Source organism: Kribbella sp. NBC_01245 (assembly GCF_036226525.1).
In the GTDB taxonomy this organism is placed as follows: domain Bacteria; phylum Actinomycetota; class Actinomycetes; order Propionibacteriales; family Kribbellaceae; genus Kribbella.
In genome coordinates this window covers 634002-659806 of record NZ_CP108487.1, presented here as the reverse complement: position 1 = coordinate 659806, position 25805 = coordinate 634002, and the positions used below count along the sequence as shown (strand labels likewise).

The following is a 25805-nucleotide window of genomic DNA, read 5'->3' as shown; positions in this document are numbered from 1 at the left end:
GGCGCTAAACTTCCATAATCCGGAAAGACTGAGAGGGATGAGGCCACAGTGGCGGAAGAGAACGGCAGCAAGGTTCGCTCCGGCAGCGTGCAGTCCATCGAGCGCGCTTTCGGCCTGCTCGAGATGATGGTCGACGCGGGCGGGATGATGGGCCTCTCCCAGCTGGCCACGGCTTCCGGCCTGCCCTTGCCGACCATCCACCGGCTCGTCCGCACGCTTGTCGACCTCGGCTACGTGCGGCAGGAGCCGTCGCGGCAGTACGTGCTCGGCCCGAAGCTGATCCGGCTCGGCGAAACGTCCTCTCACATGTTGAGTGTCTGGGCACGTCCGCATTTGGCCCGGCTGGTCGACGAGTTCGGCGAGTCGGCCAATATGGCGATGCTCGACGGCGACCAGATCGTCTATCTCGCGCAGGTTCAATCCCGGCACTCGATGCGGATGTTCACCGAGGTCGGGCGCCGGGTCCTCCCCCACTGCACCGCCGTCGGCAAGGCGATCCTTTCGCAGCTGCGAGAGCCCGAGGTCCGCGAACTACTGCAACGCACCGGCATGCCCAAGCACACCGAGACCACCATCACCGACGTGGACGAGTTCACGGCCCAATTGCGCAAGGCCCAAGAGCAGGGCTACGCCGTCGACGAGGGCGAGCAGGAGCTCGGCGTCCGCTGCATCGCGGTAGCCGTCCCCGACGTACCGTCCCGTCTCGCGATGTCGATCTCAGGCCCCGCCGGCCGGATGACCGAAGACCTGGTCGCACAGGCGATTCCCTTGCTCAGCAAGGCCGCCCAGGCCCTGTCCGACGACCTGCGATAACTCAGCCGCCGGTCGACTCGCGCACGATCAGCTGCCAAGGGAAGTCGAACACCTCACCCGGTGCACCTTCTCGATTGGTGAGCCGCCCGGCGATGATCTCGGCCAACGCCTCGTTGAAGCCCACCGGACCGACGGTGGACAGCGACGGATCGACCCGCTCGCCGTCGGGCGTGTTCCCCACCCCGATCACGGCGAGATCCCCGGGTACGTCCAGCCGGAGCCGATGCGCGGCCCGGATCGCCGCGATCGCCGCGAAGTCCGTCGTACAGTAAAGCGCGGTCGGCCGATCCGGTTGGGTGAGCAGGGACATCGCCGCCCAGTACGCGTCCTCGGGATGCGGCGCGAACTTGGCGACGCGGTCAACCGGTAACCCCGCGGCCGCCATCGTGGTGAGGTAAGCGTCGAACCGCGCGCCGTGCCGCTGGGAGGTCAGCGCGCCGATCCGCGTGTGCCGTTCGAGCAAGTGCTCCACGGCCAAGTGGCACCGCGGTTCGGCACCGGACCGGATGACGTCGAAGCCACGCGGTTCGAGCACCTCGCTGAAGGCGACGATCTGAACGCCCTGGGCCGCGAAGCCCTCGAGCTCGGCGACCAACTCCGGCTCGCGGCCGACGTGGTCGATGAAGATCAGGTCGGGCGTACGTTTGGCCAGCACGGCCCGCCAGTCGCCGTCCGCGATGATCAACGCGGTCTTGCCCAGCGGCGTGACCTTGGCGCTGACCGCGGCCGCCACGGCCTGGGACCAGGGATCGGCCAGGACGTTGAGCGAGAGCAGCACCAGGTCCGACTTGCCGGTCCGGATCGCCCGGGCCGCGTCGTTGCGCCGATAGCCCAACCGGGTCGCGACTGCCTTGACCCGTTGGGCTGTCGGCTGGGAGATGCTCTCGGCGCGTGGATGACCGGAGAGCACGTACGACACCGTGGCAATGGAGACGCCCGCCTCGGCCGCGACCGTCCGCAGCGTTGGCCGTTCCGGGCTCTCGGTTGACATGACCCCATTCTCCCAGAGGCCCACTAGCCTTTGACGGCACCGGTGATGACGCCCTTGTTGAAGTGTCGTTGCAGGAACGGGTAGACCATCGCGATCGGGACCAAGGCGACGACGACAACCGCCATCTGCAGGGATTGCGGCTGCGGAAGCGGCTCGACGCCGAGCTGGTCCGCGGAGAGCGACTTGCCCTGCAAGACGTACGTCCGCAGGATCACCTGGACCGGCCACTTGGCGGTGTCGTTGATGTACAACAACGCGTTGAAGAAGGCATTCCAGAAACCGACCGCGTAGAACAGTCCGACAACGGCGATCACCGCCTTCGACAGCGGCATCACGATTCGCCGCAGGATCATGAAGTCACTCGCACCGTCGATCCGGGCGCTCTCGAGGATCTCCTGCGGCACGTTCATGAAGAACGTCCGCATCACCACGAAGTTGAACGCACCGAGAGCCCCGGGAAGGATCAACGACCAGAGACTGTCGATCAGCCCCAACTGCTTGACGATCAGGAACATCGGGATGATGCCCGGCGCGAACAACAGCGTGAAGAGTACGAGTAGCAGCACGGGCCGGCCGAACAGCACCGGCCGCGAGGTCGCGTAGGCCAGCGCGATGGTGGTGGCGAGCGCCAGCGCCGTCCCGATCACGGTGACGAAGACGCTGACCCCGATCGCCCGTCCCATCAGCCCACCACTGAACAGCGTGTCGTACGCCTTGAAGGTCGGGTGTGACGGCCAGAGCACGTAGCCGCCCGCTTCGATGATGTCCTGGTCACTAGCCAGCGACGTCGAGACCACCACCATGATGGGAACGATGATCGCCAGCGCGAAGCCGCCGAGGACGATCGCCTTGATGGTCTGGTAAAGCGGCGCCGGACGTTCCTTCCAGACCGGCCGCCCGACCTGTTCCGTCCGGCCGCTCATGACTCACCACCTCGTTTCTGGAAGATGCCCGGCTCCCCCAGGCGGTGTGCGATCGAGTTGGCGCCCCACAACAGCAACGCGCCGAGCACACCCTTGGCGAGTCCGGCCGCCGCTCCGCTACTCCAGTCGCCGCCCACGACACCCGCGTAGTACGTGAAGGTGTCGAGGACCTCCGCCGCGCCTGGACCGACCGAGTCGCGTTGCAGGATGAACTGCTCGAAGCCCACGCTGAGGATGTCGCCGATCCGCAGGATCAGCAGCAGCACGATGACGGTTCGCAGCGACGGCAACGTGATGTGCCACAACCGGCGCCACCGGCCCGCGCCATCCGCGGCCGCCGCCTCGTACAGGGAGACATCCACGGCGGACAACGCGGCGAGGAAGATGATCATCGCCCAGCCGGCGTCCTTCCAGATCAGTTGCCCGACCACCAGCAGCGGGAACGTGTCCGGATTGGTCATGAACGGAATTGGGTCGAACCCCGCCTGGCGCAACAGGTTGTTGACGAATCCCGCGCCACCGAGCGACTGCTGGAACAGCGCGATGACGAGCACCCACGAGAGGAAGTGCGGCAGGTAGGCGATCGTCTGGAAGGCGCGCCGGATCCGGTTGCTCACCAGCGAATCGACGATGAGCGCCATCGCCAACGGCACCGGGAAGAACAGCGCGAGCTGTACGACGGCCAGCACCAACGTGTTCCGCAGCGCGTCCCAGAAGTCGGGATTGCCGTACAGGTTGATGAAGTTCTGGACGCCGTTCCACTCGCTGTGCATGATCCCGAGATAGGGCTGGAAGTCCTGGAAGGCCACGACGTTCCCCAGCACGGGGACGTAGAAGAAGGCCAGCAGGAACACCACGCCCGGGACCATCAGGACCAGCATCTGCCAATCCCGGCGCAGCCTGACTCCGATCGGCAGGCTGCTCTTCTTCTTGGGCGTACGTCCGTTGCCCTGGGCAACCGTCTTCGCAGCGGTATCTCGGGTGGCTTCGAGTGTTTCCATCGACGCGCTCAGGACTGCGTGACCGGGACGTTGGCGGGCAGGACAGCCTCGAACTCGCCCCGCATCTTGTCGCCGCCACCGCTCTTCCACCGGCTCAGCGCCTCGTCGTAAGCGTCCATCTTCTTCCGCCCGGTGACGATGTCGACGACCGTGTCACGGAATGCCGAGGTCAGCTTCGGCCCGACCTTGCTGCTGGTGTCGGAGTAGGTGCCGGCCGTCGGGTTGCGCATCGCGAACTCCAGCAGCTTCTGCTCGGTCGCGTGGATCTTCTTGGTGTCATCGGGGAACGCCGGGTTGAAGATGACGCTCTCCGGCGAGTTCATGATCTCGAGCGCACTCACCAGACCAGGCGCCTGCTGGGTGCCGGCCGGCGTGAGAACTGGGTTCCCCTTCGCATCGAGGTTGTACTGCTCACCGGCGGTCCCGAAGTTCTTCTGCAGGTACTCCTTCGTCCCGAACGGCGCCGACAGGTAGTCCATCAACGCCAGCAGCTCGCGGATCCGCCCCTCGTCGGTCTTCTTGAAGGGCGTGAACCCGACAGTGCCGTACCCCATGTCGTAGATCGGCTTGGCCTTGCCGTCCCAGCCGAACGGGATCAGCGTGTCGACGAACAACGACGGGTCGGCCGCCCGGAATCCGGAGGTCGCCCGCGGACCGACGACGACCTGGGCGGCGATCTGGCCGTTGACCACCTTCGGGGTCGCGTCGGCGAGGTTGAGATCGGGGTAGAACACCTTCGCGGCCCAGAGCTTCGCGGCGTACTCGACGGCGGCCTTGTAGTTGTCCGTCTCGTAGTTGTGCGTCAGCGACCGGTCCTTGTTGACCCGCCAGCCGTTGGGGCAACCGAACCACTCGCCGAACATGTGGATCATGTTGATGATCGCCGGCTCGAGCGCGTAGTTGACGCCACCGGTCAGCTCCTTGCACTTGGCAAAGAACTCCTCGGCCGTCTGACACTGCAGGCCGCCGACCTTCGCCCAGGTCTTCGGGTTGCCCATCATCACCTGGCCGAACGGCGTCGACGGGATCGGCGCGCCCCAGATCTTGCCGTTCAGCACCGCCGTCTTCCACGAGGCCGGCTTGAGGGCCGCGAGGTTCGGGTACTCCAGCACGGCGTCGCCGGACAGGTACGACGTCAGGTCCTGGAACTTCGCCTCCAGCATCGGCCCGACGTTCGGAATCCCCTGGTTCGGCGGCAGCCACATCAGGTCCGGCAGCGAGTCGCTCGCCAGCAAGGTCGCGAACTTCTCCGGGTAACCCGGGTCGGTGCCGATCGTCAGCCGCAACTCCGCGCCGAGGGCCCGGTTGAGGGCCTGCCACATCGGGTTGCTGCCCATTGGCGGCGGCGGCGTGGCGAACGTCTCGGTCAGCGCGGTCACCGCGTTCTTCAGCGGCGGCGCCTTGACGCTGGCGATCGCGTTCTCCGGGAACCGCAGGAAACCGGGCTCGAGCCCCGACTCGGCACCGGCCAGCTCCGGGCGAAGCCCACCGAACGGCTGGTACGTCGGAAGCTTCAGCTCACCGGACGCCTTGGCGCCACCACTCGCCGCACCACCGTCGCCACACGCTGTCAGCGCCGACCCCAACGCGGCCGCTCCCGCCACCGCACCACCGAACTCCAGGAACCTCCGCCGGCTGAACTTGCTCTCCGTGGAACGCGACATCGGGTGAACCTTCCTCTCGACCGGCATGACCATTAGTGATCTTTTCTGCCAGCTACCAGTCACTAACGATCATCACTTAAACGTTAACCGGACCGTAAACCCACCAGTCCCCGCGACGCAAGGGAGAACCCCAGATTTCTGACCGACTCCCCCGTCGCCTCCGCCGGGCATGACTGGTCGCGCCATGACGGGTCCACTCGCGGAGGGGCTGACGTCGTACGTCACCCGGATGGCTTCGCGCGGGCCGCGGTTAGGTGGCTAGGGCGCGGGCAACTACGTCGGCGGCGGCGCTTACGTCGGGGAGGGGGCCGTCGAAGCGGCGGGAGTTGGCGTCGTGGAGGAGGACGGCGACATAGGTGTCGGCGGCCTGGTGACGCCGGCGCCGGTCCAGCGCGCACGGGCTGGCGGCGTCGAGGACGCGCTCGGTCAGGTCCATCAGGCCGGCGTGCAGGGCTTGCAAGTAGTCCCGCACCTCGAGGTATTTGTTCGCCTCGCGGAACAGGATCGTGCGCAACACGCGGGACTCCCGCCGGCCGAGATCCAGCTCACGGGCGAGGCGCAGCAACGACCCCGGTACGTCGCCCGCGACAGCGACAGCGCCGACGGAGCACAACGGATGGGAGGGCAACCGCTCGGCGAAAAGCGCTCGCAGGAGGTCCAGCTTCTTTGGGAAGTAGTAGAACAACAGCCCTTTCGCGACCCCGGCCCGATCGGCGACCCGCTGCGTCGGCGTCGCGTCGAAGCCGTCCTCGGCGAAGAGCTGCTCGGCGGCGTCGAGGATCCTCGTACGCGCGGCAGTGGCCTCACCGTGCGCGTACGTACGCGCACGGTGAGGTCGAGGTCCCACCGCCCCGGCCGGGACCATCAGAGATCCTTCGAATGTCGGTTCTCTACTGGCGCCGTCACATGGGAGTGGTTGTTGCCTCCCCGTGGTGCGACCTGGTGAGCTGGATGTCCGCCGCGCCGATCAGGAAGGTCACGGCACCGACGATCCAGGCCGTCCAGGCCATCGCCGAGATGTCGCTGAAGCCCATCACCCAAGGCGAGATGAAGAACAGGATGCCGAGCAGGGCGGTCGCGCCCTCGGCCGGAAGCCAGTCAGGCCTCATGAGCTCGATGCCCGCGATCACCGCGGTGATGGCGCCGAGCACGATCATCGTCGTCGTGGCCCTGTCGGTCGTCGTCGTCCAAATCGGCGACAGCAAGGCGTAGACACCTGCGAGCAATACGATGAAGTCCTGCGGGTGGGTCCATCTTTTCATCCGGACCGACCACCTTTCCCACTCCTGGTCCGTCGCTCCCATAGGCGGGCCGATCACCTTCAGTGTGTTCCTAACTGACCGCCCGATCAAGACACGTTTCAGCGCACCGGCCGGCTGCCTTGACGAGCCGGTAGAAACCTGGCTGGCTTGTCCAACTGGGGAGTACGAGGTCTAGTTGGGGCTGTGCAAGGCTTTCAGGCTCTCGGGGACGACCGCACTCTGCACTCGCGTCGCACGTTCTGTAGTTGGGATGACGCTGGGTGGCGGTCCTTGCTCCTGCAGCGCCTTGAGGACGACCTGGTGGTGGAACATCTGCACCTACCGCCGTCGCCGGACCAACTCGTCGTACTCGTCACCGCGGGTTGCGCCTGGATGGAGTCCAAGTCGGGCGCTACCTGGCGCGGCTCCCGCTATGTCCGTGGTCAGATCGGCATGACCGCGCCCGGCCGGCCCACGAATCTGCGCTGGCGAGCCACCATCCCTACCGAAACGCTGCACGTCTACCTCCCCGGCGGCCTGATGCGTACGGTCGCCGCCGACCTCTGGGGCGCGGACAGCGCGTTGCCCGGCGCAGACACGCTCGCCGTGGCCGACCCGGTGCTCGCGCAGGTTGTGCTCGCGCTGGCCGACGCGGCCGCCGCCGGCATTGACGATCAGTACGCCGAGGCCGCCGCGCACTTCCTCGCCGTACACCTGCAAACCCGGCATGGCGGCCGGCCTGATCCACTCGCCCCCGGCAAGGAGGACGCGCGGGTCCGGCGGGCGATCGAGATCATGCGGGACAACTTGCACGAGCCGCTCACGCTTGCAGATATCGCCGGTGAGGTCTGGCTCAGCGTCTACCATTTCCTCCGCGTCTTCAAAGCGGCGACGGGGCAGACCCCTCGCCGCTACCTCACCAGCCTTCGGGTCCAGGCCGCGCGGAAACACCTTGAGTCCGACAACGCCTCGATCAGTCAGATCGCGGCACTCTGCGGTTTCAGTAGCCCGAGCCATTTCGCGGCCGCTTTCACTCGCGAACTGGGCCAATCCCCCACGAACTACCGCCGCTCCCACCTCCGCCGCACTTGACGGGCGCCAGCGTTCCACTGGGTGGAAAGAGCAATCGCGCGGGGTAGGGCGCAATCTGGCGAAAGCGAACGATCGCTTGGCGTCCTTACCTTGAGCCGCATGACCAGGTCTGAGGCTTTGATCGACGTGTCGCTGCAAGTGAATCGGCGGCCAGTGCGACTGCAGGTCGATCCACGCGAGTCCCTGCTCGACGTACTCCGTGAACGGCTCGATCTCACCGGCACCAAAAAAGGTTGCGATCACGGCCAATGCGGCGCGTGTACCGTCCACGTCGACGGTCGGCGGGTGGTCTCCTGCCTGACGCCCGCGGTTCAGGCCGACGGTCGCTCGGTGACCACGATCGAGGGCGTCTGCGGGCCTGGCGGCCGGCTTCATCCCTTGCAGCAGGCGTTCATCGATCACGACGCCTTGCAATGCGGGTATTGCACGCCCGGCCAAGTGATGTCCGGGCTGGCCTGCATCGCCGAAGGGCATTGCGACAACGACGCCGAGATCCGCGAGTACATGAGCGGCAACCTGTGCCGATGCGGGGCGTACGTCGGCATCGTCGCCGCCATCCGCGAAACGGCCCGCAACGCCGAGACGAGGTAGTGACCATGCGACCTTTCGCCTATACCGCAGCGCGTTCGGTGGCCGAGGCTGTCGAGGCGCTCGAGGCCGGTGGTCCGGGCACGCGGCTGCTCGCCGGCGGCACCACGTTGTACGACCTGATGAAGCTTCGCGTCGAGGCGCCCACGGCGGTGATCGACATCAACCGCCTGCCCGAGCTGAACCACATCGACACCAGCCGGCCCACCGAGTTGGTGTTCGGCGCCGGCGTTCGAATGGCCGACCTCGCCGACCATCCGGTGATCAAGCGCGACTACCCCGCGTTGTCGGAATCGCTCTGGCGCGCGGCATCGCAGCAGCTTCGCAACATGGCCACGCTCGGCGGCAACCTCCTGCAACGAACCAGATGCGGCTACTTCCGAGGCGGCCCGCCTTTCCCTTGTAATAAACGCGATCCGGGCAGTGGCTGCGCCGCCATCGGGGGTATCGATCGCGGCCATGCGCTCTTTGGAGGCAGTACGTCGTGCATCGCGACGTACCCGGGTGACCTGGCTGTCGCGCTGCTCGCGTTCGACGCCGTCGTGGACGTCGCCGGGCCGAGTGGACGCCGTACGGTCACGATCGCCGACCTCCACCTCGAACCGGGCGATACGCCGGACAAGGAGCACAGCCTCGGCCGCGACGAGCTCATCGTGAGTATTCGCGTGCCGAAAACACCGGCCGGACGCGGTTCGACGTACCACAAGATCCGGGATCGCGAGTCGTACGCGTTCGCCCTGGTCTCGGTCGCGGCCGCCCTCCGGGTGAGCCGCCGCGGCGAGGTCAGGGAATGCCGGATCGCGCTCGGCGGTGTCGGTACCACCCCGCTGCGCGCCGTCGCGGCCGAGCGCTCGCTGCTCGGCGTACGCCTGACCGACGCCACGGCCCGCGCCGCTGGTGAGCTCGCGTTCGCGGGCGCGAAGGCCGGCCATCACAACGCGTTCCGGATCGAGCTGGGAATTCGCGCGGTCGCGGACGCACTCCAGATCGCGAAGGGCAGGGCGCTGTGAGCACCACGCGGAGGACCTTCCTGGCAGGCGCCGGCGCCACGGCCGCGCTGGCCAATACGACGCTGACGGTCGACGCCGCCCAGGCGCGGACCGATACGCGCCGGGTCGACGCGCGTGACAAGGTCACGGGCACTACGAGGTACGGCGCCGATCGCCGGCCGGCGGGTCTCGCGCACGCGATCTTCGCCGTCGCGACGGTCGGCAAGGGCCGGCTGGTGAGCGTGGACACCCGCGCTGCCGAGGCCGTTCCCGGCGTACGCCTGGTGCTGACCCGCGTCGACATCACGTCCGCGGGTTTCCTGCTCGGCGGCGGCTACGCGTTCCAGAGCCTGCAGCCGTTGACGTCCGACCGCATCGCCTACCGCGGCCAGCCGATCGCACTGGTCGTCGCGGATGACCTCGTCGCGGCGACCGAGGCGGCCGCGCTTGTCACCGCGGAGTACGACGCTGAGCCGATCGCGGTCGAGCTGGATGCGCCAGGAGCCGAGGTCGTCCTGCAGTCCGAGGCCATACCGCGTCTGCACGACATCGTCCTGGGTGATGCCGACAAGGCGTTCGAGGCCAGTGCTATCAAGGTCGACCAGGAGTACGGCAACCCGCAGCAGCACCCTGTCCCGATGGAATTGATCGCCAGTGTCGTCGAATGGCAGGGCGACAACCTGGTCATCCATGAGGGCACGCAGAACGCGGCGGGCGTGCAGAACGGTCTAGCCCGTCAGCTCGGTATCAGCGCGAGCAAGATCGAGGTCGTCTCGCCGTACGTCGGTGGTGGCTTCGGCCAGAAGAACTCGCTGCAGCCGCATATCGGTCCACTAGCCGTCGCTGCGCGGAAACTAGGCCGACCGATCAAGCTGGTGCTCCCCCGGGCTCAGACGTTCCACTCCAGCAGCTACCGGCCGGCGACACATCACCGCATCAGGCTTGGCGCAGACGCGTCCGGGCGTCTACAGGCGGCTATTCACGACGTAGACCAGCAGACCTCGCGGCACGACTTGTTCCCGGCCATGTACGCGGAACTGACCTCCAGGCTCTACGGCATCGGGAACTACCGCTCCCGGCAACAACTGGTCAGGACCGACGTACAGACGCCTGGTTACATGCGCGCGCCCTACGAGTCTCCGGCCGCCTTCGCCTTCGAATCGGCCATGGACGAGCTCGCGTACGCCATCGGCAAGGATCCGGTGGCGTTGCGCCTCGCCAATGACACCCAGACCGATCCCGTCAGCGGCAATCCCTTCACGTCCCGGAACCTCGCCGAGTGCCTGCGCCGCGGCGCCGACCGGTTCGGCTGGCAGGACCGATCCGCGGCGCCCGGCTCCATGCGTGCGCGAGACGGCTCCCTCGTCGGCTGGGGCGTCGCGATCGGCGCCTACAAAGCGGCCACCGCACCCGCCACGGCTCACCTGCGCATCACCAACAAGGGGAAGAAGGCAACGATCTCGGTCGACGGCCACGAGATGGGCCAGGGCATCCGGACCGCCGTCGCACGCCTGGTCGCGCAGGACCTCCGCCTGTCGCCGTACGACGTCGTGGTGGACGTCGGCGATACCCGAGGCCTGCCGCCGCAACACGTGACCGCCGGTTCCTGGGGTACGGCGACCGCGCTGCCCGCCGTCCACGCGGCGCTGCGCGAACTGCGCGCCACGCTGGGCCTCCGGCCGGGTCAACCGCTGCCGCCCGGCCTGCCGGATACGGAGGTGCAGGCCCGGACGAAGGCACCAGGACAACCCGACGCCATTTGGGACCGCGCCGCGGCGGGTCTGGCCTCGGCCGTCGGCCCGGAGTATCCGGAGTTCACCAGCTGCAGCTTCATCGCGCACTTCGTCGAGGTTCGGGTCGAACCGACCACCCGGCGCGTGCGGGTGCCGCGAGTGGTGACCGTTGCGGACTGTGGACGAGTGGCCAGTCCAGTGACGGCCGTCAGCCAGGTCCGCGGCGGGGTGGTGTGGGGTCTTGGTGCGGCACTTCGCGAACGCAGCGAGGTCGACCCGCGGTTTGGCGGTTTCCTCAACGCCAGCTTGGAGGAATACCCGGTGCCGGTGAACGCGGATATCGGCGACATCGACGTCAGCTTCGTCGACAAGCCCGACCTCCGGCTCAACCCGGTCGGCGTGAAAGGCCTCGGCGAGGTGGCCATGGTCGGTGTAGCGCCGGCCATCGCGAACGCGGTATGGCACGCCACTGGCCGCCGGGTCCGGCAGTTGCCCATCCGGCTGGAAGACCTGATCTGACGCCGATGACCGCCACCGCCACCGAACTCGCCGCCATCCATGCGGAACTGCGGACGCCATCCGCCATCGCCCTGGCCACGTTGGTGGCGGTGACCGGTTCGTCGTACCGGCGTCCTGGCGCGCGTCTGCTCGTCCACAGTGACGGACGGACGGTCGGGAACCTCACCGGCGGCTGCCTCGACCAGGAGATCGTCGAGGCCGCCGCCGAGGTCCATCGCGACCAGCAGGCCAAGGTTGTGACCTTCGACCTCACGGGCGACGACGAGGCCATCCTCGGGTGGGGAATGGGCTGCAACGGGATCCTGCACATCCTGATTGAGCCCATCTCCCCCGCCCTGGACTTCCTTGACGACGTTGTGCGCTTTCGACGGACTACTACCGTGCACACCGTGATAGCCGGACCACCGGAAACCATTGGCCGTCGCTGGTGGGCAGAGGCCTTCGTAGGCGACGTGGCGGTCTTTACGGAAGTAATGGTGCCACAACCACGTGTGGTGATCTGTGGCGCCGGGGACGACGTACCGCCGCTAGCGCGGGTTGCAGACATTCAGGGCTGGGAGACGTTCGTGGTAGACGAACGACGGCTCCTGCTCGACCCTGCCCGATTCCCCGACACCACCCGGCTAGTACGGCCTGAGCCCGGGTGGCAGCTCATAGTCGACTCCGAGAGCTATGTGGTCGTCATGACGCACAACTTCCTCAAAGACTCCGAGTACCTCAAGGCGGCTCTTGCAACCAGTGCGCGCTATATCGGCGTACTCGGGCCACAACGCAGACTGCAACGTCTACTCAGCTTCCTGCACGCAGAAGGTGTCGACGAGCGCTTGAGAGGTCCTGCCGGGCTAGACCTCGGCGGACAAGGCCCGAACGAGATAGCCCTCGAGATCGCCGCAGACATTCTTCGAACTAGCGGTGGTCGCGGTCGTTGCCCGAGGCAAGATCACCACACTCGATCAACGGACAGCCAGCCGCTGTGAGGTACGGGCCCGCACCACGATCGCCGTACGCCGCCTCAGCAGCGGCAGCCCAATGCGAACGCCCGATCAACACCGGATGCCCCGCCTTCCCGTCATAGCCAGCCCGGGCCAACGCGGAAGGCGCGTCGTCCACCGCGGCCAAGACGCGGCGGATGACGGCATCACCCGTGTCGAGCAGATCGACCAGATGCACCAGTACGGCGCTCGCCGAGGTCGTCTCGGCAAAGGCCAATCCGCTGCGCAGGGACGCCGCCATTCCGGTCTCCCACTCGGGCGACGACACGATCGCCACGTCAAGGCCATCCAGCAACGGCATCACCTCATCGGCCGCGGCGCCAACCACCACGGCGACCGACGGACAGCCGCCCGAGCGCAGGACCTCGACCGCGCGCACCACCCACGGCACGCCGGCCTCATCCCGGACCAACGCCTTCGGCCCGCCCATCCGCCGACCAGCGCCGGCGGCAAGCAGCAGACCCAAGATCACACCAGCACGATACTCAAACGACTCGCACGAGCATCTTGCCGGTGTTCTCGCCACGAAGCATCGCCAGAAATGCCTCGACCATCGAGTCGAACCCACTGACCACGGTTTCGTCAGACACCACCCGGCCGGCCTGCAAGTGCGGGACCAGTAGCTCGAGCAGCTCGGGCCGCGCGTCCCGATGCGAGCTGACCAGGAATCCCTCCAGCCGCAGCTGCTTCTCGACGATGTCGTACAGGTTGTGCGGCGCTGCCGAGGCCTCATGGTTATACGTCGACACCGCACCACACCACGCGATTCGCCCACGCGGCTTGAGTACGTCGATCGCTGCCGCCAAGTGGTCGCCACCGACGTTGTCCAGGTAGACGTCGATGCCGTCGGGCGCTGCCTTGGCGAGTGATTCGGTGATCGGGCCGTCCCGATAGCTGAACGCGGCATCGAAACCGACGTTCGAGACCAAGTGGTTCGCCTTGGCCGCCGTACCGGTGCTGCCGATCACCCGGCCCGCGCCGAGCAGCCTGGCCAAACGCCCAGCCGCGGTACCTACTCCGCCGGCCGCGGCCGAGATGAACACGGTCTCGCCTGGTTGCAGCTTCGCGACCCGCACGAGACCGACGTACGCGCTCAGGCCCGTACCGCCGAGAATGCCGAGATGCGCCGACAGCGGAACGTCGGGCAGGTCTTCGATCCGCCGGCTCTCGGCAGCGCTCACCACCGCATGCGTTCGCCAGCTCTTCCGGTGAAAGACAATGTCACCCACCGAGTAGTCCGGTGTGCGCGACTCCACCACCCGGCCGAGCGCCCGGCCTTCCAGCGGCGAGTGCAGGTCCCATTCCTCGTCCATGCACTCGCGCATATAGGGATCGACGGACAACAGCACGTTCTCGACCAGCGCCGTGCCGAGCCGCAGCTCGAGTGGTTCGTGCTCGACGAAGGCGAACAGGTCGGCCGTGGGCATACCGGTCGGGCGGCCCACCAGGTGAATCTCGGTCATGTCAGCATGCAAGCCGTCGCGGGCCGGCGCGAGCCAGACAGTTAGCCTAGAGCTAAATGATCAGCTACCGGCTCGGCGTCGACGATCTCGCCGATATGCGCTTCGCCAGTTCGCCGTTGCTCGAAACCGCGACCAGTCTGTGGGCCTTGCACGAGCCTTCCGCGCACGTCGTCCACCTGCCCTGGATCCGGCGAACGCAAGCGCTGCTCGCGGACTGGCCCGATCGTGGTCTGCTGATGGCACTGGTCACTCCCGAGCTCCAGTGGCTGCCGGATTTCCTTACGCCGCGGACGGATTCGCCGTTGCCGAAGGTGAGCGATGAGCTCGAGCGGGTTCGCGCTACACCACCGGAACGTGCCGTCGCGGATGTGCTCAGCGCGTACGGCGGTCGACCTCTACCGGCGTCGTTGGCTCGGCTCTGCGAGCAACCGCGCGTGCTGAGGGATCGGCTCAGCGCCGTACTCGCGTCGTACTGGGAGTTGGCCATCGAACCGCATTGGCCGCGGATGCGGGCCGTGCTCGAGGCCGACATGGTCCATCGCGCCCGCCTGCTCACCCGGGACGGAGCCGCGGCCGTTCTGACTGGGTTGGATCCGAGCGCCGAATGGTCGAACGGGGTGCTGCGGCTGCGCGTCTCGTCGTACCGGCTGGAGTACGACGCACCGGTGGCCGGACGCGGGTTTTGGTTGGTGCCGACGTTGTTCGCCAAGCACGCGATCAGCCCGGTCGGTGATGACGAACCGCCGACGGTCGCCTATCCGGCACGCGGGATCGGGAACCTGTGGGCCGCAACGCCCGAGCGTGCGGAGGGTGCGCTCGAAGAGTTGATCGGGCGCGCCCGCGCGAGTCTGCTCGTGGACCTGCATGAGCCGGCGTCGACCGTCGAGCTCGCGCGGGTTCGGGGTGTCAGCCCGAGCGCGATCTCCCAGCAGTTGGCGACGCTGGCGGCCAACGGACTGGTCAGCAAGGCCCGTGCGGGACGCGTGGTCCTCTACGCCCGCACGGACCTCGGCGACCAACTCATCGGCCGCACCAGATCAGCTCGTCGGCCGGCCTAGGTCAGGTTGTCGGGCGGCCGTAGGTTTCGAGGAGGCGGAGCCAGATCTCGTTGATCGTGGGATAGGCCGGTACGGCGTGCCAGAGCCGGTCGAGCGGTACTTCGCCGACCACCGCGACCGTTGCCGCCTGCAACAGATCGCCGACGTCCGGCCCGACGAACGTGACGCCGAGAATGACCTGTCGCCGCTCGTCGACGACCATCCGGGCAGTCCCCTCATACCCATCCGCGCGAACGCTCGCGCCCGCGACCCGGCCGATCTCGTAGTCGACCACGCGAATCGGGTAGCCCGCGGCTTCGGCGGCCGCGGCGGTGAGGCCAATGGACGCGACCTCGGGCTCGGTGAACGTCACCTGCGGAACGGCCTGGTGATCGGCCGTCGCCACGTGAGTACCCCACGGCGCGGCCGAAACGGCGCGGCCCTTGGCACGGGCGGCGATGACGTCCCCGGCAGCACGCGCCTGGTACTTGCCCTGATGCGTGAGCAGCGCGCGATGCGTGACGTCGCCAACGGCGTACAGCCAGTCGAAGCCCTTGACCAGCAGAGTGTCGTCCGTCTCCAGCCACGAACCAGGCGTGAGCCCGACCATCTCCAGGCCGACGTCACCCGTTCGCGGCGTACGGCCGGTCGCGACCAGCACCTCCTCGGCGGTCACGGACGAGCCGTCGCCCAGCTCGATGGTGACCGCGTCCTCCGTCCGGCTCACGCGCGTGGTCCCCGTGTTGAGCAGCACCGTCGCACCCTGTTCGCGCAGCGCCTTGGCCACCTGCTCACCGGCGAACGGCTCCAACCCATCGAGGAGTCCGCTGCGCGCGATCAACGTCACTGCCGTACCAAAGCTGGTGAAGGCCGTCGCCATCTCAGCCGCGACCACGCCACCGCCGATGATCGCGAGGCTGGCCGGCACCGACTTGACGCTCGTCGCCTCGCGGCTCGTCCACGGGTGTGCCTCGCGAAGGCCCGGGATGTTGGGCACGAGGGCGTCGGATCCGGTCGCCACGACCACCGCATGCCGCGCGACGAGCACAGACGTCGAGCCGTCGGGCGCGGTGACGGTGACCTCCTTCGGCCCGGTGATCCGGCCGTGGCCGCGGGCCAGCGCGATACCCGCCGACTCCAGCCAGCTGACCTGGCCGGCGTCGGACCAATGGCTGGTGAACTCATCGCGCCGCGCGAGCACAGCCGGTACGTCGAGCGTGCCGGTCACCGCCTGGGCCGCGCCCGGGACCCGCTGCGCCGCACGGAGGACCTGTGCCGAGCGCAACAACGCCTTCGAAGGCATACACGCCCAATAAGAGCACTCGCCGCCGACAAGCTCGCTCTCCACGATGATGGCGGTCAGCCCGCCCTGCACCGCGCGATCGGCAACGTTCTCTCCGACGGCACCACCACCCAGCACGATGACGTCGTACGCAGCCGGTTCCATTGGCTCTCCCTCGTTCAGCGGACTATTCGTTAAAGACCCAATGATCGTGCCAGGTGCCCGGTGATCAGCGGCCGGGAGCGCGGTTGACGACTTCCTGCACGATCCAGCCGTTGGCGTCGGGATCGTTGAACGACAGAAAAGACGCGTAGTCGGCCCGCGCCGGATGCGGCCCCGCCACTCGATTCGCCTCGCCGGCGTGGTGGAAGATGCCGTCCGCGTCATGCCAGACCTCGCTGACGTCGGCACCGCGGGCGACGAGTTCGGCACGAGCCGCCTCGATATCGGACACCACCAGATGCAAGCCCTGGGCCGAACCGGCGGCAGCCGCCGACACCCCGTTCCCGAAGATGATCGACGCCTCCGATCCCGGCGGAGTCACCTGTACGACGCGGAAGCCCGCCTCGGTCGCGAAGTCGGCGTCCAACCGAAACCCGAGCCGCTCGTAGAACGCCTTGGCCCGATCCACATCGGCAACCGGCACGACCAGCACTTCCAACTTCAGATCCATGACGAGCTTCTCCAGACTGGTTTGGGTAATCCCCAACGTAGAAACCGTCTGCCCTCCCCCGCGCCCGTCAAATGACGCTGTCCCTGTACGTCATGCCCGGGCAGCACCTCAGCCGGACTCGCGATCGAGCTGCGCGAGCAGATCGATCAGGTCGGAGCGGCGCAGGTCGCCGGTATCCTCGGCCTTGATCTCGTCCACGATGTCCAGGGCTGCCCGGATCGAGCGCCGAGCCTCCGCGACTCGCGCTGTCCGCAGCCGGGCGAGGCCGAGATTGCGCAGGATCACCGCCTCAGCCCACCGATAGCCGAGCTCGCGAGCGAGACAGAGCGCCTCGTCGAAGCAAGCCGCGGCGTCGTCAGCGGCACCCCGGGCCAGGTGTACCTCACCGAGGGTGTCGAGCGCCTGGCACAGGTACGACGGGTCCCCGACGCCCCGATGACCGTCCACCGCCTGTGCGGCTGCCCGAACCGCGTCGGTGAGGCGACCGGTGTCTCGATACATGGTGGCGAGATTGTTCAGCGAATGGCTGATGTAGTAGGTCATGCCCAGTTCAAGCGCCAGTCGATGCTGCTGCTCCGTGATCTCGATCGCCTCGGTCAGCCGGCCGGTGTCGCTATAAACCAGACCGAGGTCACCCATGACCCGGCACTCCCCGTCGCGGTGCCCGCCTTTCCGGTACAACTCGCGAGCGACTTCCAGTTGCACCGCCGCCTCGTCGAATTGGCAGAGGTGCCAGAGGCTCGCCCGCGCGCTACTGGCGATGAGTGCGAACAAGGCGACTCGTTCATCCACGAACCAGGCTCTGGCCTGCTCGTCGTTGCTGAAGTCCAGGCAATGGACCCGCGGTTCGAGGTCGCCCAGCTCGACGCGGACGGCGGTGCCCGTGAGGGCCTTCCGTGCGTTGGCGGCGGTGTGGACGTACCAGCTGTCCAGACGGGAGATCGCCGCCTCCCGCTCCTCGATCGGGCTGGCGGTGCCGACGAGCTCGTTGGCGTAGTCCCGGACCAGATCGTGCATCGCGTAGCGACCGTCACCAGTCGCCTGGAGCAGATTGGTCTCGACCAGCCGATCCAGCAATTTCCTTGCCTGCGGCAACGGATTGCCCACCAGGGCGGCGGCGGCGATCGCGCCGAGCTGGTTCGTCGGGTGCAGGCCGATCAGCCGGAACACCCGGGCGGTATCCGGATCGAGAGCGTTGTACGACCACGAGAACACCGAACGGAGATTGCTCGAAACGTCTTCCCCGGAGTCGAGTGCGTCAAGGCGATCCCGCTCTGCCCGCAGCTCCCCGAGCAACTGGTCGAGCGCGCCGCCGCTGGAACGTCCGGCCCGCTCCGCCGCCACGGCCAGCGCGAGCGGCAGATGCCCGCACAGCCCGGCCAGTTCGGCCAATGCGTCATCGCGGACCTGGCAGTCGGTCAGCCGGTCACGCAGCAACGTCACGGACTCCTTGCCGGACAAGGTCTCCACGGCGATGCGCTTGGCGCCTTCGCGGGTCGCCAGGCCGCGCAGCTGGCTCCGACTGGTCACCACGACCGCCGGACCGCCGGCGCCGGGCAGCAGCGGCCGTACCTGCTCCGCGTCGCGCGCGTTGTCCAGGATGATCAGCACCCGCCGGTCCGCGAGCGTGCCGCGCAGCAACGCACTTCGCGGGTCGACGCCCTCGGGTATCTGCGCACCGGAGATCCCCAGCCCTCGGAGCAACCCGTCCAGAGCCTCGGCCGGTGCGGTCGGACTCCCCGGACCGTAGCCGCGGAGGTCGACGAACAGCTGGCCGTCCGGGAACCGTTCCTTGACCCGGTGACCCCAGTGCACCGCCAGGGTCGTCTTGCCGATCCCGCCGCCGCCATGCAACGCGAGCACAGTCGGCGATCCGCTCCACTCGCCCGAACCGTCGTCGAGCAGGCGGTCGAGTGCCTTGATCACGTCGGCCCGGCCGGTGAATCCCGCCAGGTCCGCCGGCAACTGCTGCGGTACGACGGCCGCCGGGCGGTCTACCCCATGGGTCGCCGACGCGCCTCCCGGCAGTTCAGGAGCCGACCCCTCGAGCAAGTCGGCATGGATCTGCCGCAGCTCCGGCGAGGGATCGACCCCGAGCTCATCGGCCAGCCGGCGGCGAATCGTCTCGTAGGCCTCAAGCGCCTCCGCAGGCCGTCCCGATCTGGCCAACGCCACCAGCAGGCGGGTCCACAACGGCTCACGCAGCGGACGTTGTTGGGTCAGTCGGCGCAACTCGGCCACCAAGTCGGCATGGCGCCCGGCCGCGAGGTCCAGGTCGGCCCGGCGCTCCAACGCGGTCAGGTAGCGCTCCGTCAAACGCGGCGCCTCGCACTGGCTCAACCAGTCCGACTGCTCGTCGTACGGCGCGCTCCGCCAAAGGTCCAGCGCCTCACCCAGCAACATCCGTTCGGCGACATCGTCCTGGTGCTGGTCGGCCCGGCTCTGGTCCGCGCGGTCCAGCAGTGCCAGGAACCGGCGCGCGTCCACGCATTCCGGGTCCACGTCCAGCCGATATCCGCCCCCGCCGTGGCGATGGCCGAGCTCCCCAACACGCTGCGCAGTCGTCGTACGTAGGTGTAGAGGTTTCCCCGCTCGGCCGACAGATTCGGCTCGCCCCAGACCCGCGCGATCAGCGCGTCCGCCGAGACCGGCTCACCCGCGGACAACGCCAGCACGGCAAGCAGCACCCGGGCGCGTCCGCCTCCCAGCTGCACCGGAATGCCGTCCACCAGGACCTCTAGGGGTCCGAGTAGCCGGATCTCCAGCGCACGTTCTGAACTCAAAGCCACCCGTCCCCAACAGGATCACGCGCAATTGCCCAGAGGCTAGCGGACCGCGACCACCTACAACCAGCTCTGCATCCGCATCGGTCGGCCCAGCGTGAACGGGCCGGTCGTTCGTGACCGTTTCTTGGCCGTCTGGCGGGCGTTTGCGGACTAGCCTGGAGTATGGCGACTTATAGCGGTAGCCAAAGTGAGGTGGGGCTGGACGCGCTCATCGAGAGTTCGCCGGCGTCGCGGGTGCGGATGTCCATGGCCGCGGAGACGGCCCTCGTCTGTGGGCTGGGTGCGGTGCTCACGGCAACCTTTTCGATCTTGTTCAGCCTCGCTGTGGCGCTGAGCGCGTTGGCGCTGGTCGCCGGCCTGGTCGGTCTGATCACCACCCGCACCCCGGAGATCGCGGGCAGCGCCCTCAACGTGCTGGGCCTACTCCTCGCCCTGCTCGCGCTCGCCCTGATCGGCGTCCGCTTCCTGGGCATCGACACCACCGTCGGCGATCCGCTGCTCCCCGGGATCGCCGATCAGCTCCATCACTGGAACGCGAAGCTTCCCCAGCCCAGCTAGCCCAGGCCCGCTAGCTCGGCCCGCTAGCCGGTGACCGGGTGGCGGGTTTCGACCGGGCTGGGCGGCGGCGCGGACGGTGGGCGCTCGGGTTGCTTGGTGGGTTTGGTCGTCGTCGGTTTCGGCGTGGGCTTGGTCTTCGGGGTGGGCTTCGAACACGTCGCCGAGGCCAGCCGGATGACCTCGGCGCCTTGCCCGAGGTTGATCACCACACCGGTGATGGTGAACGAGCCGTCCGAGCGGGTGACCTGTTCGTTGATGGTGATCTCGGCCAACGGAGCGGCCGGGATCTTGATGCGGTCCTGGGTGGTCGGGATGGCGATCTTCTGGCCGAGCAACGTCAGCGAGCCGACGTCGGTGCCACCTTTGTCGCCGGCGCACCACACGTTGAGGCTGTCGATGCCGAGCAGCGAAGCCGGTGGCGTGAGCAACAGTTCGCAGAGTTCCCGGAGGTTCTTGGCGGGAAGGTCGTCCGTGCTGGGGAGCTCCGGCAGCGGCAGCGGCAGGCCGAGGTCTGGGAGTGGGAGTTTGGGAACCGGCAGGTCGTCGCCGCCCTGCGCGGGCAGGTTCGCACAGGCCGCCTTCAACTCCGGCGGCAGCTTCAGCTGATTGAACGCACCTGGGCCGATGGTCACGTCGAGGAGCTCCACCGTGGCGGAGTCGTTCCCGGCGGTGACGGTCGCCGCCCGCGCCGAGATCAACGGGTTGTCCGGGACGGTGAGCGCGGACGAACTCCGCTGGCGGCCGTCGACCGACTCGGCGTACGGCGTCTTCGGGATCGGCACCTGGCCCTCGGCGCTGATGGCGTACGCCGAGGACGGGCGGTCGGCCGCGTTACCCGCCGGAGAGCCGACAACGAGGGTGAACGCGGCGAAAACGGCCACAGCTCCGACCGTCGCGACAGTTGGCCTGAAGTCTCGACTCATCTCCGGTTCCTCACTCTCACTTGCTGTCGATCAGCACGAGCGTCCCGAGCGGGATGCGGCGCAGTCGGTCGAGCGCCGCGGCCGGCACCCGGATGCAGCCATGGCTGACGGCCGCCCCGAAAACGCTCGCCTGCGGCCAGCCGTGGATCGCGACGGTACCCGGTCCGCCACCGAACGTGTCCAGCGTCGGGCTATGTGAACCGAGCGGCATGATCACCGGCGAATACGCCTGCCGCTCGTCGGTGATCGCTCCGAGCACGAAGGTCCGGCCGGCCGGCGTCGGCGTCTTCCGCGCACCAACGGCCACCTTCCACAGTCCCTGGCGGCGGCCCTTGTGCAGCACCTCGATCGTCCGCGAGCCCGTGTGCACCCGGATGGCGTACGGCGAGTAGGCGCGCTGCAAGTCCCGATCCGGCAGCCAACCCGTCGATCGGTTCGGGCGGGAGGGCAACAGCACCCGCACCCAGCCGTCGGCCTTCTCGATGACCGGCAGCCAGGTCGGGCCGAACTGACGCGGGCCGATCTTGGCGAACGGCTCCGCATCCGGCGCGGTGTAAACGGCCGTCTCCGCACGTGGATGTACGACGAGTCCGTCGGTCGTGGCGAACGGCTTCGAATCCTGCGGCGCTTCGCCGATGGTCGCGTGCGTCGTCGAACTCGCCAGCTTGCTGAGGTCGACGTCGTCCTCGCCCCCGAGGATCCCGGCGGCGGCGACACCACCGAGCAGCAACAGCACGGCCGCGGCCGGAACGGAGCTACTACCCCGCTCTTGCACGCCTGACCTGCCCATTGCCCGCTCCCCGCGTCTCGCCTGACGCTGCCCTCGCCAGAAACGCGGACAGTCGCCGTGGTGTGACGATACGGCGATCCGCAGCAAGACGCCACGGTTTGTTACCGCCGAGTTCGGATCTGACTTCTTTTGCACTCATTCGTCGCAAACCGCCCTCTGCCGTCCACTGACCTGTACAGACAGGCGGTGCTGAGAGGGCGGTTTGCGACGAATGAGTGCAAAAGAAGGTCGCTCAGGTTGCTTTGACGGCGAGGACGGGGCAATCGGCGTTCAGCAGGATCCGCTGGGCCGCCGAGCCGAGGATCAGTTTGCCCACCGGGGTCCGGTGCCGAAGCCCGATCACCAGCAGTGACACGTGCTCGGCCGCGGCCAGCGCCACCAGCTCGTCGGCCGCATCCCCGCTGCCGACCAGCTGACGCACCTCGAAGTCGATCCCCAGTTCGGCCAGATCCCGCCGGACGATGTCCAGATCGTGCTCCTGCGCCAGCCGCGGATCGGCGTACGCGTCACCTCGAGAGGTGTTCAGGACCAGCAGCCTCTCGTGCCTCAGGCGAACCTCGGCGACTCCCGCCGCCAGCGCGGCCTCGCCCTCTTTCGTCGGCACGTATCCCACCAGCACGGTCATGCGGACACCTTCTCCCGGCTCGGCTTGCGAACGAAGCGTCGTACCAACGGCCACACCATCACGACAAGGATCAGCAGGTAGATCGCGTACGACACCGGACCACCGAGCAGACCCGACAGGTCGCCGCCGGACAGTTGCAGCGACATCCGGGCTTGGCGTTCCGCGATCGGCCCGAGGATCACGCCGATGATCAGCGGCAGTACGGGAAGGCCGAACCGCCGCATCCCGAACCCGATCAGCCCGAGCAGAAGCAGCAGCACCAGGTCGACCGGCTGCGAGTTCACCACGTAGGCGCCCATCGAGGCGAAGAAGAGGATGCCGGCGTACAGGTAAGGCCTCGGGATCTGCAGCAGTTTCGCCCAAGCCGGTGCCAGCGGCAGGTTGAGCACCAGCAGCAACAGGTTCCCGATGAACAAGCTGGCGATCAACGTCCACACCAGCGACGACTCCCGCTCGAACAGCAGCGGTCCCGGCTGGATTCCGTACGAGACGAACGCCGCCAGCATCACGGCCGAAGTCGCGTTGGTCGGCAGGCCGAGGGCGAGCATCGGGACCAGCGTGCCGGCCGCGGACGCGTTGTTCGCGGCCTCCGGACCAGCGACTCCCTCGATCGCGCCCTTGCCGAACTCCTCCGGGTGCTTCGAAAGCTTCTTCTCCGTGGCGTACGAAAGGAAGGTCGGGATCTCGGCGCCACCCGCGGGCATCGCGCCGAACGGGAAGCCCAAGGCCGTACCGCGCAACCACGGCTTCCAGGACCGCTTGAAGTCCGCCTTGCTCATCCAGGGCCGCCCGACCGGAATCACCTCGCCGGCCTTGCGCCGCAGATGCGCCGCCACCCAAAGCGCCTCGCCGACCGCGAAGATCGCGACAGCGACGATCACCACGTCGATGCCATCCGCGAGCTGCGGGATGCCGAACGTGAGGCGCTGTTGCCCGGTCACCTTGTCGATGCCGACCAGACCGATCACCAGGCCGAGCAGCAAGGCGGCAAAACCTCGCACCCGCGACGATCCCAGCACCGCGGTCGCGCCGACGAACGCCAGCAACATGATCGCGAGGTAGTCCGGCGCGCCGAGGCTGATCGCGAACCGCACCACCCACGGCGCCACCACGACCAGCGCGATCGTGCCGAGCAGACCGGCCACGAAAGACCCGAGCGCGGCCGTTGCCAAGGCCTGCGCGGCCCTGCCCGATCGCGCCATCTTGTTGCCCTCGATCGCCGTCACCACCGAGGCCGACTCCCCTGGTGTGTTCAGCAGGATCGACGTGGTCGAACCGCCGTACATGCCGCCGTAGAAGATCCCGGCGAACATGATGAACGCCTGCGTCGCGTCCATCCCGTACGTGATCGGCAGCAGCATCGCGATGGTCATCGCGGGACCGATGCCCGGCAGTACGCCGACCGCCGTACCGACGATGACGCCGAGCAGCGCCACCAGCAGGTTCATCGGCGTCAACACATCACCGAAGCCGGTCAACAGATTGCTCAAGTTCTCCATTACAGAATCCCCTGCAGTACGCCGGCCGGCAGGTTGACGCCGAGCCCGATGGCGAACGCGTAGAACGTTGCCAACGACAACCCGACGGCGATCGCCAGATTGCGGAAGTAGTGACGGTTGCCCAGGGCAAAGGCCGATCCCCAGAACAGCAACGTGCCACTGATCACCCAGCCGAGCCGCTCGATCAGGACGACGTTCACCAGGAACGCCGCGAGCAGCAGGCCGACCGTGCGCCAGTCGATCGGCGAGGTCGGGTCGACGTCCTCGCCGGCCTCCGCCTCGCCCTCGCCACCCCGTGCGACGTCAACGGCGTAGAAGATCGAGACGATCACCAGCAGGGCGCCGAGCAGAACCGGCACGGGCTTCGGCCCGATCGGGTCGTTGGTGACCGTCGTCGCGCCGAGCCGGAGGGCATCGACGACGACCAGGATCCCAACCAGGGCGAGGAATCCGCACACCCCGTACTGTGCGCGGTCCCCGCTCTGCCGGTCTTTGACAGCGACCTGTTCGCTCACGTCGCCAGCCCGAGTTCCTTGAGCAGGTCGGCGACGGCCTTGTCCTGCTCGGTCAGGAAGGTGCCGAACTCGTCACCGGTCATGAAGGCATCCGTCCAGCCGCGCTTGGTCAGCTCGGCCTTCCAGCCCGCGGAGTCGTGCATCTTCGTCAGCGCGTCGATCCAGACCTTCTTGTCGGCGTCGCTGATCCCGGGCGGTGCGACGATGCCGCGCCAGTTGGTGAAGACCAGGTCGATCCCGGCCGACTTCAGCGTGGGTACGTCCTTCAGCGCCTCGACCGGCTTCTCACTGGTCACCGCGAGGACCCGCACCGAGCCGCTCTTGACCTGATCGTTGAACTCACCGAATCCGCTGGCCCCGAAGGCGATCTTGCTGCCCAGCAAGGCGGGAAGCAGCTCGCCACCACCGTCGTACGAGACGTAGTTGACCTGCGACGGCTCGATCCCGACGGCCTGCGCGAGCCGCATCGGCAGCAGGTGGTCCGGTCCGCCCGGCGAAGATCCGCCACCGACCGCGAACCCCTTCGGGTCGGCCTTCCACGCAGCGACGAGTTCCTCGATCGTCTTGTACGGCGACTTCGCCGGTACGACGATCGCGCCCGCCTCCTCGATCATCTTGGCCAGCGGCGTGGTCTGCGTCAGCGTCGCCTTCGACTTCGAGGTGTACGACGCGCCGACCACGCCGAGCCCCATCTGCATGGCGAGTTTGCCGTTGCCCTTTTCGTTCACCGTGCGCTGGAGGCCGATGGTGCCGCCCGCACCGGGCAGGTTGAACACCTGGATCCCGGCGGCGATCTTCTCGTCCTCCATCACCTTGGCCGCCGTACGCGCGGTAGTGTCGTAACCACCACCAGCAGCGTTCGGCACCATGATCCGCAACCCGGTCACCGGCTTGCCGTCACCGGCGGGTGCATCGGCCTCGCCCTTACCAGCGGTCGCGCCGCACGCACTGAGCGCGAGCACTGACATTGCCGTGGCTACGCCGAGAATTGCTCTGGTCGGGGTTCTCATCGTGTTGCTCTCTTTCGCTTCGCGGGACTCAGCGCGATGATCTTGACTCGTCAGCAGACGCGCCGTCTGCCTTATGTCAGCAGCGAAGGTTGAGTTCA

The 25805-nt window shown here is 67.6% G+C and carries 26 protein-coding genes and 1 pseudogene; 8 read left to right on the top strand and 19 right to left on the bottom strand.

Features of this window, described 5'->3' with window-relative positions; translation table 11 throughout:
• Positions 1-48 precede the first annotated feature (48 nt).
• The gene (locus OG394_RS02840; RefSeq protein ID WP_328993224.1) at positions 49-813 is read left to right on the top strand and encodes an IclR family transcriptional regulator; all 765 of its coding nucleotides are present in this window, start codon (positions 49-51) and stop codon (positions 811-813) included.
• A gap of 1 nt (position 814) precedes the next feature.
• Here OG394_RS02840 and OG394_RS02835 read toward each other — a convergent pair whose 3' ends face one another.
• The 6 genes from OG394_RS02835 to OG394_RS02810 form a co-directional block, all read right to left on the bottom strand.
• Complete coding sequence (locus OG394_RS02835; RefSeq protein WP_328993223.1) at positions 815-1804, bottom strand: LacI family DNA-binding transcriptional regulator; 990 nt, start codon at positions 1802-1804, stop codon at positions 815-817.
• Positions 1805-1827: 23 nt separating this feature from the next.
• Positions 1828-2727 (bottom strand): carbohydrate ABC transporter permease, encoded by a 900-nt coding sequence (locus tag OG394_RS02830; protein WP_328993221.1) that lies wholly within the window; start codon positions 2725-2727, stop codon positions 1828-1830.
• Positions 2724-3728 (bottom strand): ABC transporter permease, encoded by a 1005-nt coding sequence (locus OG394_RS02825; RefSeq protein WP_328993220.1) that lies wholly within the window; start codon positions 3726-3728, stop codon positions 2724-2726. The genes OG394_RS02830 and OG394_RS02825 overlap by 4 nt, the downstream gene beginning before the upstream one ends.
• A gap of 8 nt (positions 3729-3736) precedes the next feature.
• Positions 3737-5392 carry a sugar ABC transporter substrate-binding protein gene (locus tag OG394_RS02820; RefSeq protein WP_328993219.1) on the bottom strand — a complete coding sequence of 552 codons (1656 nt, stop codon included), beginning with the start codon at positions 5390-5392 and terminating at the stop codon, positions 3737-3739.
• Positions 5393-5642: 250 nt separating this feature from the next.
• Complete coding sequence (locus tag OG394_RS02815; RefSeq protein ID WP_328993218.1) at positions 5643-6257, bottom strand: TetR/AcrR family transcriptional regulator; 615 nt, start codon at positions 6255-6257, stop codon at positions 5643-5645.
• A 37-nt stretch (positions 6258-6294) separates the two neighbouring features.
• Positions 6295-6654 (bottom strand): SPW repeat protein, encoded by a 360-nt coding sequence (locus tag OG394_RS02810; protein ID WP_328993217.1) that lies wholly within the window; start codon positions 6652-6654, stop codon positions 6295-6297.
• Between the two features lie 270 nt (positions 6655-6924).
• Here OG394_RS02810 and OG394_RS02805 point away from each other — a divergent pair, with 270 nt between their 5' ends.
• The 5 genes from OG394_RS02805 to OG394_RS02785 all read left to right on the top strand — a co-directional run bounded on the left by OG394_RS02805 (position 6925) and on the right by OG394_RS02785 (position 12531).
• A complete protein-coding gene (locus tag OG394_RS02805; protein ID WP_328993215.1) occupies positions 6925-7725 on the top strand; it encodes an AraC family transcriptional regulator in 801 nt (266 codons plus the stop codon).
• Between the two features lie 99 nt (positions 7726-7824).
• Positions 7825-8316, top strand: coding sequence for a (2Fe-2S)-binding protein (locus OG394_RS02800; protein WP_328993213.1), 492 nt, complete (start codon positions 7825-7827; stop codon positions 8314-8316).
• Positions 8317-8321: 5 nt separating this feature from the next.
• Positions 8322-9323: an FAD binding domain-containing protein gene (locus OG394_RS02795; RefSeq protein ID WP_328993212.1), complete on the top strand. Its 1002-nt coding sequence runs from the start codon at positions 8322-8324 to the stop codon at positions 9321-9323.
• Positions 9320-11554, top strand: a complete 2235-nt coding sequence (locus OG394_RS02790; RefSeq protein WP_328993211.1) for a xanthine dehydrogenase family protein molybdopterin-binding subunit — start codon at positions 9320-9322, stop codon at positions 11552-11554. Before OG394_RS02795 ends, OG394_RS02790 begins: the two co-directional genes overlap by 4 nt.
• Before the next feature lie 5 nt (positions 11555-11559).
• Positions 11560-12531 (top strand): XdhC family protein, encoded by a 972-nt coding sequence (locus tag OG394_RS02785; RefSeq protein WP_328993210.1) that lies wholly within the window; start codon positions 11560-11562, stop codon positions 12529-12531.
• Here OG394_RS02785 and OG394_RS02780 read toward each other — a convergent pair.
• The gene (locus OG394_RS02780; protein WP_328993209.1) at positions 12461-13018 is read right to left on the bottom strand and encodes a nucleotidyltransferase family protein; all 558 of its coding nucleotides are present in this window, start codon (positions 13016-13018) and stop codon (positions 12461-12463) included. The genes OG394_RS02785 and OG394_RS02780 overlap by 71 nt on opposite strands.
• 13 nt (positions 13019-13031) lie before the next feature.
• Complete coding sequence (locus tag OG394_RS02775) at positions 13032-14009, bottom strand: NADP-dependent oxidoreductase (RefSeq protein WP_328993208.1); 978 nt, start codon at positions 14007-14009, stop codon at positions 13032-13034.
• Positions 14010-14065: 56 nt separating this feature from the next.
• Between OG394_RS02775 and OG394_RS02770 the strand changes: the two genes are divergently transcribed.
• A complete protein-coding gene (locus OG394_RS02770; protein ID WP_328993207.1) occupies positions 14066-15067 on the top strand; it encodes an ArsR/SmtB family transcription factor in 1002 nt (333 codons plus the stop codon).
• 1 nt (position 15068) lies between these two features.
• Here OG394_RS02770 and OG394_RS02765 read toward each other — a convergent pair whose 3' ends face one another.
• The 5 genes and pseudogenes from OG394_RS02765 to OG394_RS02745 form a co-directional block, all read right to left on the bottom strand.
• Positions 15069-16493: a dihydrolipoyl dehydrogenase family protein gene (locus OG394_RS02765; protein ID WP_328993206.1), complete on the bottom strand. Its 1425-nt coding sequence runs from the start codon at positions 16491-16493 to the stop codon at positions 15069-15071.
• A 64-nt stretch (positions 16494-16557) separates the two neighbouring features.
• Entirely contained in the window at positions 16558-17001 is a 444-nt protein-coding gene (locus OG394_RS02760) for a VOC family protein (RefSeq protein ID WP_328993205.1), read from the bottom strand.
• 108 nt (positions 17002-17109) lie between these two features.
• Entirely contained in the window at positions 17110-17640 is a 531-nt protein-coding gene (locus OG394_RS40005; RefSeq protein ID WP_442914295.1) for a tetratricopeptide repeat protein, read from the bottom strand.
• Between the two features lie 705 nt (positions 17641-18345).
• A pseudogene (locus OG394_RS02750) lies at positions 18346-19428 on the bottom strand (BTAD domain-containing putative transcriptional regulator); the annotation flags it as partial.
• The gene (locus OG394_RS02745) at positions 19338-19688 is read right to left on the bottom strand and encodes an AfsR/SARP family transcriptional regulator (protein WP_328996792.1); all 351 of its coding nucleotides are present in this window, start codon (positions 19686-19688) and stop codon (positions 19338-19340) included. The gene OG394_RS02745 and the pseudogene OG394_RS02750, both read right to left, overlap by 91 nt.
• Before the next feature lie 261 nt (positions 19689-19949).
• On the opposite strand from OG394_RS02745, the gene OG394_RS02740 reads away from it, so the two are divergent.
• Positions 19950-20345, top strand: a complete 396-nt coding sequence (locus tag OG394_RS02740; RefSeq protein ID WP_328993203.1) for a hypothetical protein — start codon at positions 19950-19952, stop codon at positions 20343-20345.
• Positions 20346-20368: 23 nt separating this feature from the next.
• On the opposite strand, the gene OG394_RS02735 is transcribed toward OG394_RS02740, so the two are convergent.
• From OG394_RS02735 to OG394_RS02710, 6 genes are all read right to left on the bottom strand, one after another.
• A complete protein-coding gene (locus OG394_RS02735) occupies positions 20369-21268 on the bottom strand; it encodes a hypothetical protein (protein ID WP_328993202.1) in 900 nt (299 codons plus the stop codon).
• 16 nt (positions 21269-21284) lie between these two features.
• A complete protein-coding gene (locus OG394_RS02730; RefSeq protein WP_328993201.1) occupies positions 21285-22058 on the bottom strand; it encodes a L,D-transpeptidase in 774 nt (257 codons plus the stop codon).
• Between the two features lie 232 nt (positions 22059-22290).
• Entirely contained in the window at positions 22291-22683 is a 393-nt protein-coding gene (locus OG394_RS02725) for a universal stress protein (RefSeq protein ID WP_328993200.1), read from the bottom strand.
• Complete coding sequence (locus OG394_RS02720) at positions 22680-24182, bottom strand: tripartite tricarboxylate transporter permease (protein ID WP_328993198.1); 1503 nt, start codon at positions 24180-24182, stop codon at positions 22680-22682. Before OG394_RS02720 ends, OG394_RS02725 begins: the two co-directional genes overlap by 4 nt.
• Positions 24182-24697, bottom strand: a complete 516-nt coding sequence (locus OG394_RS02715) for a tripartite tricarboxylate transporter TctB family protein (protein WP_328993197.1) — start codon at positions 24695-24697, stop codon at positions 24182-24184. Before OG394_RS02715 ends, OG394_RS02720 begins: the two co-directional genes overlap by 1 nt.
• Positions 24694-25707: a Bug family tripartite tricarboxylate transporter substrate binding protein gene (locus tag OG394_RS02710; RefSeq protein ID WP_328993196.1), complete on the bottom strand. Its 1014-nt coding sequence runs from the start codon at positions 25705-25707 to the stop codon at positions 24694-24696. The genes OG394_RS02715 and OG394_RS02710 overlap by 4 nt, the downstream gene beginning before the upstream one ends.
• Positions 25708-25805: the final 98 nt, after the last annotated feature.